11 protein-coding genes are annotated in these 13,754 nt (G+C 67.0%); 5 read left to right on the forward strand and 6 right to left on the reverse strand.

Features of this window, described 5'->3' with window-relative positions:
• The first annotated feature begins 82 nt into the window (after positions 1–82).
• Together A6A40_RS10065 and A6A40_RS10070 are read left to right on the forward strand one after the other, a co-directional pair.
• Entirely contained in the window at positions 83–628 is a 546-nt protein-coding gene (locus tag A6A40_RS10065) for a hypothetical protein (protein WP_063635273.1), read from the forward strand.
• Entirely contained in the window at positions 625–1,119 is a 495-nt protein-coding gene (locus A6A40_RS10070) for a hypothetical protein (protein WP_063635274.1), read from the forward strand. The genes A6A40_RS10065 and A6A40_RS10070 overlap by 4 nt, the downstream gene beginning before the upstream one ends.
• A gap of 87 nt (positions 1,120–1,206) precedes the next feature.
• Here A6A40_RS10070 and acs read toward each other — a convergent pair whose 3' ends face one another.
• On the reverse strand, positions 1,207–3,147 hold the full coding sequence (acs, locus tag A6A40_RS10075) for an acetate--CoA ligase (RefSeq protein ID WP_063635275.1): 1,941 nt from the start codon (positions 3,145–3,147) through the stop codon (positions 1,207–1,209).
• A 400-nt stretch (positions 3,148–3,547) separates the two neighbouring features.
• Here acs and A6A40_RS10080 point away from each other — a divergent pair, with 400 nt between their 5' ends.
• The gene (locus A6A40_RS10080; RefSeq protein WP_063635276.1) at positions 3,548–3,772 is read left to right on the forward strand and encodes a hypothetical protein; all 225 of its coding nucleotides are present in this window, start codon (positions 3,548–3,550) and stop codon (positions 3,770–3,772) included.
• Between the two features lie 87 nt (positions 3,773–3,859).
• Here A6A40_RS10080 and A6A40_RS10085 read toward each other — a convergent pair whose 3' ends face one another.
• The 4 genes from A6A40_RS10085 to A6A40_RS10100 all read right to left on the reverse strand — a co-directional run bounded on the left by A6A40_RS10085 (position 3,860) and on the right by A6A40_RS10100 (position 5,922).
• A complete protein-coding gene (locus tag A6A40_RS10085; RefSeq protein ID WP_063635277.1) occupies positions 3,860–4,279 on the reverse strand; it encodes an EVE domain-containing protein in 420 nt (139 codons plus the stop codon).
• A gap of 17 nt (positions 4,280–4,296) precedes the next feature.
• Positions 4,297–4,581, reverse strand: a complete 285-nt coding sequence (locus A6A40_RS10090; RefSeq protein ID WP_063635278.1) for a YciI family protein — start codon at positions 4,579–4,581, stop codon at positions 4,297–4,299.
• 74 nt (positions 4,582–4,655) lie between these two features.
• Positions 4,656–5,297: a 3'-5' exonuclease gene (locus A6A40_RS10095; protein ID WP_063635279.1), complete on the reverse strand. Its 642-nt coding sequence runs from the start codon at positions 5,295–5,297 to the stop codon at positions 4,656–4,658.
• A 22-nt stretch (positions 5,298–5,319) separates the two neighbouring features.
• Positions 5,320–5,922: an NUDIX domain-containing protein gene (locus tag A6A40_RS10100; protein ID WP_063635280.1), complete on the reverse strand. Its 603-nt coding sequence runs from the start codon at positions 5,920–5,922 to the stop codon at positions 5,320–5,322.
• 454 nt (positions 5,923–6,376) lie between these two features.
• On the opposite strand from A6A40_RS10100, the gene A6A40_RS10105 reads away from it, so the two are divergent.
• Together A6A40_RS10105 and acnA are read left to right on the forward strand one after the other, a co-directional pair.
• Positions 6,377–7,237 (forward strand): SAM-dependent methyltransferase, encoded by an 861-nt coding sequence (locus A6A40_RS10105; protein WP_236783630.1) that lies wholly within the window; start codon positions 6,377–6,379, stop codon positions 7,235–7,237.
• Positions 7,238–7,582: 345 nt separating this feature from the next.
• A complete protein-coding gene (gene acnA, locus A6A40_RS10110) occupies positions 7,583–10,270 on the forward strand; it encodes an aconitate hydratase AcnA (RefSeq protein WP_108546649.1) in 2,688 nt (895 codons plus the stop codon).
• 85 nt (positions 10,271–10,355) lie between these two features.
• Here acnA and A6A40_RS10115 read toward each other — a convergent pair whose 3' ends face one another.
• The gene (locus A6A40_RS10115) at positions 10,356–13,451 is read right to left on the reverse strand and encodes a PAS domain-containing protein (protein ID WP_063635283.1); all 3,096 of its coding nucleotides are present in this window, start codon (positions 13,449–13,451) and stop codon (positions 10,356–10,358) included.
• Between the last annotated feature and the right edge of the window lie 303 nt (positions 13,452–13,754).

Consider the following 13,754-nt stretch of genomic DNA (forward strand, 5'->3'; position numbering starts at 1 on the left):
CAAAGCACTTGCTTGTGATGCGTGCTGAGGCGGATTGCGCTACAACTCCCCAAATGCCGAATGGTTTGCGGAGCGGGCGCGTATGACGTCGGACATGCTGCTGGCGCTGTTCAGCATCGGCGCAACCCTGCTGTTTCTGGGCATCCGCCGCGGCCTGATCCTGCGGACGGATCGGGAAATCCGCCGCTGCGGGGCAACCCTGGCCGCCGAACGCGACGCGCTGGAACTCCAGGCCAACGAGCTTGAGGCCATCCAGGCCGAAATCGCGGCGGCGAAGGCCAAATTGGTGGAACTGTCGACCGACAAGCTGGTGCTCGACCGCCGCAGCGGCAAACGTACCGCCGCCGCGCGCCGCTTCATCCACGAGATCGGCAGGCCGGAGCCGGGGCGCAACCATTTCACCTTTCGACTGGCGATGACCCCTGGCTTCACCGCCCGGCCCGATGCCAAGGCGGTTGTCCATCCCGCCATCTGGCGCTTCGGGAACGAGGCGCAGGTCTGGGCCTCCGACTTCGCCGCCGCCCAGATGCTGACCCGCAACATCTTCCACGAGGGCGTGGGCGTCACCGTCTCCAGCGAGGACGCGGACGATGAGGCCATTGCGGGAGCCGGGGCCTCCGCACCATGAGCATCGTCTGGGTTATGGGAGCCGTCGCCAGTCTGGCGGTCGGCCTTCTGGCCGAGCGGATTCTCGGCATCCGCGCCCGCCGCCAGTCGGAGAAGCTGACCGCGCTGAAGGAGCGGCTGGACGTCTACGCCAACTATGCCAAGCTCGCCACGGTCCGCCAGGTGGAGGCGGAGGAAACCCTGGCCGGCCTGCGCCGCGAGGCGGCGGAGGTGGAAGGCGAGATCCTGTCGCTGCAGTCGGCCGCCACCGGTGACGACGCCCTGACGCCGATGGAGTTCTATTGTGTCGACCGCGTCGCCCGGCCCGGCGGCCCGCTGTGGTATGTCGCGGTGGAGGCGCTGGACGCCACCGCCCCGTGGAGCGGCATCCGCACCTATGCCGTCGCCGCCGAAAGTGCTGAAGACGCCCGCAGGCGGATCGTCGAGCGCCACCCCTCCCCCACCGCCGTCACCATCTCCCCCGCCATCCCGCTGGTGCTGCCGGAGCGATGAGGATGGCCGTGCCGTTGCGGCAAGCACCCGACGCAACAATGAAAAAGGGGCGCCCCACCGGAGCGCCCCTTTCTCTTGAACCTGCCGTCAAGCGTTGTTCATGCGGTTGTCGATCAGGTCGGTCACCACGCCCGGATCGGCGAGCGTCGAGGTGTCGCCCAGGCTGTCATGCTCGTTCGCGGCGATCTTGCGCAGGATGCGGCGCATGATCTTGCCCGAACGGGTCTTCGGCAGGCCGGGGGCCCACTGGATCAGGTCGGGCGAGGCGATCGGGCCGATCTCCTTGCGGACCCAGGCGACCAGCTCCTTGCGCAGTTCCTCCGTCGGAGTCTCGCCGGCATTCAACGTCACGTAGGCGTAGATGCCCTGGCCCTTCAGGTCGTGCGGATAGCCGACGACCGCGGCCTCGGCGACCTTCGGGTGGGCGACCAGCGCGCTTTCGACCTCGGCGGTGCCCATGCGGTGGCCGGACACGTTGATGACGTCATCGACGCGGCCGGTGATCCAGTAATAGCCGTCGGCGTCGCGGCGGCAGCCGTCACCGGTGAAGTACTTGCCCGGGAAGGTCGAGAAGTAGGTCTGGACGAAGCGCTCGTGGTCGCCATAGACCGTGCGCATCATGCCGGGCCAGGCGTCGGCGATGCAGAGGTTGCCCTCGGTCTCGCCGTCCAGGATCTGGCCTTCATTGTCGACGACGACCGGCTGCACGCCGAAGAAGGGCTTGGTCGCGGAGCCCGGCTTCTGGCCGATGGCGCCGACCAGCGGGGTGATCAGGATGCCGCCGGTCTCCGTCTGCCACCAGGTGTCGACGATCGGACAACGGGCGTCGCCGACCACATTGTAGTACCACAGCCAGGCTTCCGGATTGATCGGCTCGCCGACCGACCCCAGCACGCGGAGCGAGGCGCGCGAGGTCTTCTTCACCGGGCCTTCGCCTTCGCGCATCAGCGAGCGGATGGCGGTGGGGGCGGTGTAGAAGATGTTGACCTTGTGCTTGTCGATCACCTGCCAGAAACGCGAGACGTCCGGATAGGTCGGGATACCTTCGAACATCAGCGTGGTGGCGCCGTTGGCGAGCGGGCCGTAGACGATGTAGCTATGGCCGGTGACCCAGCCCACGTCAGCCGTGCACCAGTAGACCTCGCCGTCCTTGTAGTCGAAGACATACTGGTGGGTCATCGACGCATAGACGAGATAGCCGCCGGTGGTGTGCAGCACGCCCTTCGGCTTGCCGGTCGAGCCGGAGGTGTAGAGGATGAACAGCGGATCCTCGGCGCTCATCTCCTCCGGCGGGCAGTCGGCGGAGACGCTCTCCATCTCCTCGTGGTACCAGAGGTCGCGGCCCGCGGTCCAGGCGACGTCGCCGCCGGTGTGCTTGACCACAAGCACATGGCGGACCATCGGCGCGCCGGCCACCGCCTTGTCGGCGTTGGCCTTCAGCGGCACCTTGCGGCCGCCGCGCAGGCCCTCGTCGGAGGTGATGACGAAATGGCTGTCGCAGTCGACGATGCGGTCCTTCAGGCTGTCGGGCGAGAAGCCGCCGAAGACGATGGAGTGGATGGCGCCGATGCGGGTGCAGGCCAGCATCGCATAGGCGGCCTCCGGGATCATCGGCAGATAGATGGTGACGCGGTCGCCCTTCTTGACGCCGTTCTTCTTCAGCACGTTGGCAAGGCGCGAGACCTTCTCGTGCAGTTCCTTGTAGGTGATCGCCTTGGAAACGCCGGGGTCGTCGCCTTCGAACAGGATCGCGGTCTGGTCGCCGCGGGTCGCCAGATGGCGGTCGATGCAGTTGGCCGACACGTTCAGCGTGCCGTCGTGGAACCAGCGGATGTGGACGTCGTCGTTGAAGTTGACGTCCTTAACCTTGCTGTAGGGCTTGATCCAGTCGAGCCGCTTGCCCTGCTCGCCCCAGAACGCCTCGGGGTCCTTGACCGACTGCTCGTACATGCGGGCGTAGGCTTCCGCATTCACGTGGGCGGTCGCCGCGATCTCGGGCTTCACCGGAAAGAAGCTGTTGTCGGTCATGAGTGCGATTCCCCCGTGGTGCTTCCGAATTGGCCGGAAGATGATTGGAGGGCGGCGGGCCGCCGCCCGGAATTGAGCGGCATTATCCACACATGTCGCGGGACGAACAAGCAAATCGGCCCCCGCAGGCCCCCCGACCAAAGGAGGATTGTGTCGCTGATTTTGCAGCGCGAGACTGTTTCCTCCCAAAGCATACCGAGGTATTACAAGGAACTGGCGATCCGGTGCCGGTCAGGCCGGGAGGATTTCCGTCCTTTGCCGCGACCATCCGCCGCGCCGCGCTGCACCTTGCATCGTGACCAGCCTGTAACAGACGTTCGCTTGCTTAACCCGACCTTAACCGGGTGGCCGCTATAGAGTTGCTGCACTACGGTAACGATCATCGGCGGCAAGGATCGCAATGCCCAGCACCACGAACGCGGACGATCTTCCCGAAGCCGGCGACCGCAGCGACCGCCTCGCCGGTCTGGCCGACCGCACAAGCCTGATGGCCATCGACGCCACTTTGCGCGCCATGAGCGGCCCCCTCAACGCCAACTCCGCCGCCGGCGTGGCGGACATCGCCCGGCGCATGAAGCAGGCGACCAACGATTTCCGCGCCGCGATACAGGAAGCGGCGGAGTGATCTTGCGGTTGGGTTAGCCCCCCACCCAACCTCCCCTGCTGGGCGGGGGAGGGTTAGGGGGCGAGTTTCACCTCATGCCGCAGCCCATCACGCCGGAACCCCGATCCCCGCAAGATCGCACACCCGTGCCCATTCCTCTTCACTGACCGGGCAGACCGACAGGCGGGACTGGCGGACCAGGGCCATGGACTGCAGCAGCGGATCGGCCTTGATCTGTTTCAGCGTCACCGGCGTCTTCACCGGCATCACCGGCGCCACGTCGACCATGCCGAAGCGGCCGGATTCATCGCTGGGATCCGGGTAATAGGTGCGGACGATCTCGACGATGCCGACGATCTCCAGCCCTTCGTTGGAGTGGTAGAAGAAGGCGCGGTCGCCCACCTCCATCGCCTTCAGATTGTTGGATGCCTGGTAATTGCGCACCCCGTCCCAATGGGTCCGGCCGTCGGCGACCATGCGGTCCCAGGAATATTTGAACGGTTCCGATTTCACCAGCCAATAGGCCATCGCCGGTACTCTCCCGCTCAGGCCTTGGGATAGACGCGGCGCCAGGGCCGGATCGTCACGCCGTCGAACAGGCCGGCCTTGGCATAGGGATCGTTGGCGGCAAACGCTTCAGCGGCGGCGGCATCGGCGCACTCGACGATCAGCAGGCTGCCGACCATGCCGCTCTGGTCGTCCGACAGCAGCGGACCGGCGGCGAAGATGCGGTCGGCGTTGGCTTCCAGGTAAGCCAGATGGTCGGCGCGGTTGGCAGCGCGGACATCGGCGGCACCCGCCTTGTCGACGCAATGGAACATGAACAGCATGCGGTCCCCTCCTCCATATGGTGGAGCGGGAGCCTAGCGCAGGGGACGGCGGCGGGAAAGCGCCGGCTGCGGCCTCATGCGACCACAGGACGGCGCTGCGGCAGCGCCTTGCCACGGACCTTGCCCCCCTTGCAGGGGCTGTAGCCGCCGGGGGCGATGCGGCCCAGGCTGATGCCGGTGCCCTCGATCTCGCCGAAGCCGCGCAGCCCCATCTCCCGCATTGCCGCCAGCGCGATGCGGCCGCAGGCTTCGGCATCGCTGCCGGCATGGTGGTGGTCCAAGGCGATGTCCAGGAAATCGGCCAGATGGTTCAGCCTGTGCCCGGTCAGCGTCGGCCAGGCACGGCGCGCCAGCACCACGGTACAGAGATAGTCGCAGGCGGGCCAGTCGAGCCCGTAATCGGTCAGGGTATGGCGGAGCACGCTGAGGTCGAAGGCGGCGTTGTGCGCCAGGATCAGCCGGCCCTGCACCCGCTCTCGCAAGGCCGCCCACACATCCGGGAATTCGGGTGCTCTGGCCACGTCCTCTTCCCGGATGCCGTGGATGGCGCTGTTGAAGGGGTTGAAGCGCAAGTCGCGCGGACGGATCAGATGTTCCTCCCTCGCGGTCACGCGGCCGTTCTCGATCCAGGCGACGCCGATGGAGCAGGCGCTGGTGCGGGTCTCGTTGGCGGTTTCGAAATCGATGGCGACGGCGTGGCCAGAGATGACGGTCATTGATGTCCGATTTTCAGGCAGGTCAGAGCCGGAGAATGCTGGCGAGATCCTCGGGCAGTGCGTCTTCGGCCGCCAACACCCGCAGCTTCAGCAGGCTGGCGACCGCCATGGCGTCGGTGATGGCACCGGCCAGCACCATGTCGATCACCTCGGCGAAAGGCACGCGGCGCACCGCCAGAACCTCGGTCTCGTCGGGAGCGGACTCGCCCTGCTCCAGTCCCCAGGCGACGAAGCTATGGGCGACCTCGTCGGTGATGCAGTTGGACAGGTGCAGCGTCATCAGCGGCATCCAGCGCCGCGCCGTCAGGCCGGTTTCCTCGCGCAACTCCCGCGCTGCCGATTCCTGCGGCTCGACCCCCTTGCGCCCGCCGCCTTCCGGAATTTCCCAGCTGTATTGCTTCAGCGGGAAGCGATACTGGCCGACCAGGGTCACGGTGCCGTCGTCGTGGACCGGCACCACACCGGTGGCGAGGCTGCGGGGATGGACCACGCCATAGATGCCGGGAGCGCCCTTCGGGGTCAGAACCTTATGCTCGACCACCTCCATCCAGGCATTCTCGTATTTCGTCGTGCTGGTCAGCACGGTCCAGGGATTGCCGGTGGACTCACCGGTTTCGATCGGCACGCGAGGCCCCCTCCGTCGGTTGCGACCGGAGTATAGGGAGACGCCCCCGCGGTCGCAATGGCCGTGCCGCGACAAGTCACAGACAAAAAACGATAAAATTTTCCAACATTTAGGGGAAGCGAAGTCCAAATCGTTAAATAATGGTTTCTTGACAGACAAATCGACCGCACTTACTTCTAAATCGCGGCGGAAACGGTCGCGGTCATACTCCGAATGGATGGGTCGGCTTCCCACCCATTGACCTGGAAAGGGCAGCTACGTGGCTCCGCAGTTCAGTCCACAGGATTTGGAGCGGTGGCGAAACCCCGATTGGCGCATCCGGTTGGCTGCGTGGTGGGAAGGGTATGACCTCTCCCGGTTGCCCCGCATTTCCGAACGGTCTGCCTTGCGTAACGTGACGGACGGACGCAGGCATGGACCGGTGAACGCGGTCGGCGGGGACCTTTCCACTCCCGTGCCCGCCCAGATCGATCCGCTTCCATCCGCCTCGGCCGCCGGCGGCAATCCCGAGCTGGACCGGCTGGCCTTGATGCAACTCGACCGCCATGGCGAACCCGTCTGGTCGCCGGCGCGCAGCGAGGGGGCGCAGCTTCTGTGGGGCCAGGACATGACCGGGCCGGAAGACGCGGCGTGGATGATCGATTCCGTCCGCTCCTTCGGGCTGAACCCGGCCAAGAGCGTGCTGGACCTGTCGGCCGGTCTCGGCGGGACAGCCCGCGCCCTGGTGGAGAGCAGCGACAGCTGGGTGACGGGGCTTGAGCCCTCCCCGCTGCTGGCGAAGCTGGCGATGGACCGGTCGAAGGCGCTGGGGCTGTCGAAGAAGGCGCCCATCACCCACTACGACCCGGAACATTTCAACCAGGCCGGCAGTTTCGACCTCATCATGGCCGACCGCATCGTCCACAGGGTGCGCGACAAGGAACTGTTCCTGGACCGGGTCGGCGACTGCGTGAAGCCCAAAGGCGGGATCGCCCTGTTCGATTACGTGATCGACGGCGCCCCCGGCTCCTGGGATGCCTGGAACGCCTGGCGGGACGAGGAGCCGATGGAGGTCTATCCCTGGACCGCCACCCGCATGGCCGACGAACTGACCCAGCGCAACCTCGACCTCCGCATTTCGGAGGATCTGACCCAGCTGCACCGCCGCCACATCATCGACCGCGTGCGCAGGCTGGCCGACACGCTGACGAACGCCGTGCCGTCAGCGCCGGTGCTGGCGGCACTGAAGCGCGAGCTTGCCCTGTGGTGGGCGCGGCTGAAGGTGCTGGGAAACGGGTTGCGCTTCGTCCGCTATGTCGCGATGAAGCCGGCTTGAGGCATCTGAGCATAACCATCCAATGCTCATATGAGTAAAGAAGATGCCTGCAAATACGGCATAGGATGTTCGATGGGTATCGTTCCAGGGCCGGATCGCAGGATTGGGTCCGTGCGATGCTCTACGACCATACCCATGCTCCCGCTTTCTTCGAACCATGCGTTTGATCTGTGCCGACCACGCCCTACATCTTGCCTGCATGACGCGCGGGCGCCGTTGCCGCCGCCCCAGTCTTTTGGACGGCATCCGGCGTCCTTTCGACCGTCATCACCCGGACCGTAACCGAAGCTCCCTCCCAAGCGCCGCCCAAGGCGCATGCCCGACCCAAAGCCAAGGAGGCTTCCCGTGACCACCTTCACCGGTCAAGATTCGCTCAAGACCCGCCGCTCGCTCAGCGCGGGCGGCAGGAGCTACGACTACTTCAGCCTGAAGGCCGCCGAGGAGGCGGGTCTCGGCGATCTGTCGCGGCTGCCGTTCTCGATGAAGGTGCTGCTGGAAAACCTGCTGCGGTTCGAGGACGGGCGCACCGTCTCCGTCGACGACGTGAAGGCGGTGGCCCAATGGCTGGTCGACAAGCGGTCCGACCGTGAAATCGCCTATCGGCCTGCGCGCGTGCTGATGCAGGATTTCACCGGCGTGCCCGCGGTCTGCGATCTGGCGGCGATGCGCGAGGCGATGGCGTCGCTGGGCGGCGATCCGGCCAGGATCAACCCGCTGGTACCGGTCGATCTTGTCATCGACCATTCGGTGATGGTGGATTACTTCGGCGGCAACGATGCCTTCGAAAAGAACGTCGAGTTGGAGTTCGAGCGCAATCTGGAACGCTACGCCTTCCTGCGCTGGGGCCAGAAGGCCTTCGACAATTTCCGCGTCGTGCCGCCGGGCACCGGCATCTGCCACCAGGTCAACACCGAATATCTGGCCCAGGTGGTATGGACCGACGCCGACCCGGCGGGCAGGCCGGTGGCCTATCCCGACACGCTGGTCGGCACCGACAGCCACACCACCATGGTCAACGGCCTCTCCGTGCTGGGCTGGGGCGTCGGGGGCATCGAGGCGGAGGCCGCGATGCTGGGCCAGCCGATCTCCATGCTGATCCCCGAGGTCGTCGGCTTCAAGCTGACCGGCCGGCTGAGGGAGGGCATGACCGCCACCGATCTGGTGCTGACCGTCACCCAGATGCTGCGCAGGAAGGGCGTGGTCGGCAAGTTCGTCGAGTTCTTCGGGCCGGGCCTGGACAGCATGACGCTGCCCGACCGCGCCACCATCGGCAACATGGCCCCGGAGTACGGCGCCACCTGCGGCATCTTCCCGATCGATGCCGAGACCATCCGCTACCTGACCTTCACCGGCCGCGATCCCGACCGGGTGGCGCTGGTCGAGGCCTATGCCAAGGCCCAGGGCATGTGGCGCGAGCCGGACAGCCCCGACCCGGTCTTCACCGACGTGCTTGAGCTGGACATGGGCACGGTGGAGCCGTCGCTGGCCGGGCCGAAGCGCCCGCAGGATCGCGTCGCGCTGTCGGCGGTGGCGCAGGGCTTCGCCAAGGACATGACCGAGGCCTACAAGGCCGACGACCCCAACAAGGCGGTTCCGGTGAAGGGCGCCGACTACAGCCTGGAACAGGGCGCCGTCGTCATCGCCGCCATCACGTCGTGCACGAACACTTCCAACCCGGCGGTGCTGGTCGCCGCCGGCCTGCTGGCCAAGAAGGCGGTGGAAAAGGGGCTGACGCAGAAGCCGTGGGTCAAGACCTCGCTGGCGCCGGGCTCCCAGGTGGTCACCGACTATCTCGCCAAGGCCGGGCTGCAGCCCTATCTCGACCGCATCGGCTTCAACATCGTCGGTTATGGCTGCACCACCTGCATCGGCAATTCCGGCCCGCTGCCGGACGCCATCGCCGCGGCGGTGGAGGAGGGCAACCTCGTGGTCGGCGCCGTGCTGTCGGGCAACCGCAACTTCGAAGGCCGCGTCAACCCGCACACCCGCGCCAACTATCTGGCCTCGCCGCCGTTGTGCGTCGCCTATGCGCTGGCCGGCAACCTGACCGTCGACCTGACCAAGGCCCCCATCGGCATGGGCACCGACGGGCCGGTCTATCTGAAGGACATCTGGCCGAGCAACCGCGAGGTTCAGGACGCCATCGACGCCTCGCTGACCGCCGACATGTTCCGCAGCCGCTATTCCGACGTCTTCAAGGGCCCGGAGCAATGGCAGGCCATCGCCACCGCGGAGGGCCAGACCTACCAGTGGCAGGACGGCTCCACCTATGTGAAGCTGCCGCCCTTCTTCAGCGGCCTGACCAGGACGCCGGACCCGGTGGCGGACGTGCGCGGCGCGCGGGCGCTGGCGGTGCTGGGCGATTCCATCACCACCGACCACATCTCCCCCGCCGGCTCGATCAAGCGGACCAGTCCGGCCGGCGAATATCTTCTGAGCCATCAGGTGCGTCCACAGGACTTCAACAGCTACGGTGCCCGCCGCGGCAACCATGAAGTCATGATGCGCGGCACCTTCGCCAACATCCGCATCCGCAACGAGCTGATCCCCGGCGTCGAAGGCGGCGAGACGAAGCATTATCCGTCGGGCGAGCAACTGCCGATCTACACCGCCGCCATGCGCTACGCCGACGAAGGCGTGCCGCTGGTCGTGGTCGCCGGCAAGGAATACGGCACGGGGTCGAGCCGTGACTGGGCGGCGAAGGGCACCCGGCTTCTGGGCATCCGTGCGGTGATCGCCGAGAGCTTCGAGCGCATCCACCGTTCCAATCTCGTCGGGATGGGCATCCTGCCGCTGCAGTTCAAGGACGGCCTCACCCGCGCCGACCTGAAGCTGGACGGGTCGGAGACCTTCGACATCGCCGGCATCGAACAGGACCTGCGCCCGCGCAAGGACGTCACCCTGACCCTGACCCGCGCCGACGGCACGGTGGAGACCTACCCGCTGCTGCTGCGCATCGATACGCTGGACGAGGTCGAGTATTACCGGAACGGCGGCGTGCTGAACTTCGTGCTGCGGAATCTGGCGACGTGAGGCGGGCAAAGGGCGAGTAGGAAAAGGGCCGCCTCCCGGTGAGGAGCGGCCCTTTCTCTTGGGACGCTGTCGTGGGAGCCGCCCCTCACGCCGCTCCGGCGCTCGCCATCATGCGGCGGAGGTCGTTGGGGAAGACCGGCTTGTGCAGAAGGCCGAAGCCGCGGCGTTCGGCCTCCTCCTGGCGTTCGGAGCTGGTGTCGCCGGTCAGGATGATGCCGGGAACGGTCCGGCCCAGCATGCTTTGCACCGCGACCACCGCTTCCGGGCCGGTGCGGCCCTGCTGGAGCTGGTAATCGGCCAGAACGATCTGGGGACAGCGCCCGTCGGCGCGCAGCCGCTCCAGCGCCTGATCGCCCGACTTGGCGGTCAGCACGTCATAGCCCCAGCCTTCCAGGATCGCCTTCAGGCCCATAAGGATGATCGCCTCGTCGTCGATCACCAGCACCATGCCTTTCGCATCCGCTCCCTTTCTGGGCGGAATCGCCGTCTTGACCGCAATGTCGCCGCCCCCCGTCGCTCCCCGGCCCTTGCCGCCGCCGAACGCGCTGGCGATGGCGCTGATCGCCTGTCCGCGGTCGTTGGCCGCGGCAGTGGCCGCATCGTTGGCGGCGGATCGGCGGGCCAGCGTCGCCGCGGCGGCGGCGGTGCCGCTGGCGGGACGGGCATTGCCCAGGATCACCCGCGGCAGTTCCACCGCGAAGACCGAGCCCCTGCCCTCCCACGAGCGCACCGTCACCGGATGTCCGAGCAGCCGCGACAGCCGCTTCACGATGGCCAGCCCCAGGCCCAGGCCGCGCTCGCTGCGCTCGCCCAACTGGGTGAACTCCTCGAAGATGTCCTCCAGCCGGTCGGCGGGGATGCCGGCGCCAGTGTCCCACACCTCCACCCGCAAGCCCGACGGCGTGCGGCGGCAGCCCAGCAGGATCTTGCCGCTGCTGGTGTAGCGCAGGGCGTTTTCGACCAGATTGCGCAGAATGCGTTCCAGATGGGCCGGATCGGTGCGCACCCAGGCGCGGGTCGGTACGGCGCGCAGTTCCAACCCCTTCTGGGCGACGCGCGGGCCATATTCGGCAACCAGCCGGCCAAGCAGCTGGTTCAGCCGCACCTCGACCGGCGTCGCGACGATCTTGCCGGATTCCAGCCGCGACATGTCGAGCAGGCCGTCCAGCAGGCTTTTCAGCGTGTCCAGCCCCTGGCGGATGTTGTCCAGGATCGGCAGTGCGGGGTGCCCCTGCAGCCGGTCGCTCATCGCCGCGGTGAAGAGATAGAGCGACTGGACCGGTTGGCGCAGGTCGTGGCTGGCGGCGGCCAGGAACTTCGATTTGCCCTCGTTGGCCTGGTCGGCCTCCTCCCGCGCGCGGTGCAGTTCGGCTTCGGTCTTCTTGCGGTCGGTGACCTCGACCGCGGCGCAGGTGACGCCCTCCACCCGGCCGGAGGGATCGCGCAGCGGATCGACGGTCAGGTCGAAGAAGCGCTCCTCGCCCTTGCAACGGATGCGGACCTCCTCCCGCGCGCCGATGCCGCTCTCCATCACGCGGCGCTTCAGCGCCATCAGGCTGTCGGCCTCCTCGCCATGGTCGAACAGATCGGCGTCGGTGCGGCCGATCATCGTCTCCGGCGAGAAGCCCAATAGTTCGGAATGGGACCAGGTGTAACGCAGCTCGCGATCCTGGCTGAACACCGCCACGCCGGAATTGCGCAGGCCGGTGCGCACGCGCTCCTCGGCGACGCGCAGGGCCTCCTCGGTGCGCTTGCGCTCGGTGATGTCGATGCCCGACGCGATCAGGTGGGTGACATGGCCGTCGGCATCGACCATCGGGGTCAGGTTGACGTCCACCGTCATCTCGCGCCCGTCGCCCATACGCAGCCCGGAATCGAATCGGGAGGAACGGCCGTGCGCTCCCAGAGCCAGCGCCTGTCGTAGCCGTTCCCGGCCGGAATCGTCGAAGGACAGCCAGCAGATCTCGTCGAAGGGGCGGCCGACGATGCGGGCGGCCGGCAGCCCGGCGGCATCCGCGGCGGCACGGTTGACCTGGGCCACCGCCCCGTCCGGCGTCAGCACGCCGACATAGGCCGGCAGCGCGTCCAGAACGGCGCGGATGTGGCTTTCCGACTGGCGCAGCGCCGCTTCGCGCGCTTCCAGCCGGTCTGCCATCAGGTCGAAGGCATGGCCGAGCTGGCCGATCTCCGACGAGCGGTCGGACAGCTTGACGCGGGTGGCGGTCTTGCCATCGCTCCAGTCGCGGGCGGCGCAGACCAGCGCGTCGACCGGGCGGCGGATGAACAGGGTGCCGCCGATCCAGGCGGCGGCGGCGGCGACCAGGAAGCCGGACAGCGTCATCAGAAGCCCGTCGCGGGTGGCGCGGTCCACCGCCCCCATCGCCGCACCGCGGTCGACGCCGACGCTGATGAACAGGTCGCGGATCCCGGCGGTCGGCGGGGAGAAGGCCAGGATGCGGGACACACCGTCCAGTCCGGTCAGCATCGTCACGCCCATGTCGGTCGCCGACAGCAGGGGCAGGTAACTGTCCGGCAGCCGTTCGCCGACGCGGCTCTGGGTGCCCGGCAGCTTGACCAGGATGGTGCCCGACCGGTCGGCGACCGTCAGGGCCGTGTTCTCCGGCATCGGGCGGGTGGCGAAGATGGAGGTCAGCCGCGGCACGTCCACGGACAGGGCGATCACGCCGGCCCGCTTGCCGTCGGCGTCGGTGTAGGGAACCGCGACCGGAAGCTCGCCGCCGGCGACACCGGACTGGCTGATCGTCCATTCGCCGACGACGAAGCGGCCCTGGGCCATCGCCCGGCGGAAATGCGGCTGGGAGGTCAGGGCAGCGCCGATGCGCGATGGGTCGGCGCTGCATTTGATGCGGCCGCCGGCATCGGTGACCGACAGCGTGCGGTAGTCGGCGGAGCGGGCGGACAATCGCTCCAGATAGGCTTGGCAGCCGGCGACCTCACCCCCGCGCAGGAAGGGAGCCTCCGTCACCGCCGTGACCATCAGTCGGGCGCTGTCCAGGATGCGGACATGTTCGCTCTCCACCTGACGCAGCAGCCGTTCGGCCTGGAGGGTGACCTCCTCCTCGCGCTCCGCCCGCTGTTCGAGCACGCTGTAGATCTGGATGCCGATCGCCGGCAGCACCGCGAGCAGGACCAGGATGAAGAGGCGTGCCAGAAGGGTCATGGCGCAGACGAGGCTCCCACCGCGAAGCCGACCGGATGGCGCACCAGGCGCGCCACCATGCCGCTTGCCTACCGCTACCGCACTTATGGTTAAGTACCGGTTAATTTGAAAAACGATCGGGTAGAACACGCAAAATCGACCTGATAAAACACAAGAAGCGTGCGTTAGAATGCCGATCGGTTAGCCGCATTTTCATCAAAATTCAAAACATACTCCCAAGGAGTGGTTACTTCCAAAAGGGGTATCCCCTTGCCGCGACCTGACCGTCGCACCGCCGGTGCGGATTTGGATTTCCAGTGACAT

Source organism: Azospirillum humicireducens (assembly GCF_001639105.2).
Lineage (GTDB): Bacteria > Pseudomonadota > Alphaproteobacteria > Azospirillales > Azospirillaceae > Azospirillum > Azospirillum humicireducens.

Coding starts and splice junctions, on each gene's coding strand:
- A6A40_RS10065 (WP_063635273.1), top strand. CDS start 83: ATGACGTCGGACATGCTGCTGGCGCTGTTCAGCATCGGCGCAACCCTG.
- A6A40_RS10090 (WP_063635278.1), bottom strand. CDS start 4,581: ATGCTGTTCATGTTCCATTGCGTCGACAAGGCGGGTGCCGCCGATGTC.
- A6A40_RS10095 (WP_063635279.1), bottom strand. CDS start 5,297: ATGACCGTCATCTCTGGCCACGCCGTCGCCATCGATTTCGAAACCGCC.
- A6A40_RS10115 (WP_063635283.1), bottom strand. CDS start 13,451: ATGACCCTTCTGGCACGCCTCTTCATCCTGGTCCTGCTCGCGGTGCTG.
- A6A40_RS10085 (WP_063635277.1), bottom strand. CDS start 4,279: ATGGCCTATTGGCTGGTGAAATCGGAACCGTTCAAATATTCCTGGGAC.
- acs (WP_063635275.1), bottom strand. CDS start 3,147: ATGACCGACAACAGCTTCTTTCCGGTGAAGCCCGAGATCGCGGCGACC.
- A6A40_RS10080 (WP_063635276.1), top strand. CDS start 3,548: ATGCCCAGCACCACGAACGCGGACGATCTTCCCGAAGCCGGCGACCGC.
- A6A40_RS10070 (WP_063635274.1), top strand. CDS start 625: ATGAGCATCGTCTGGGTTATGGGAGCCGTCGCCAGTCTGGCGGTCGGC.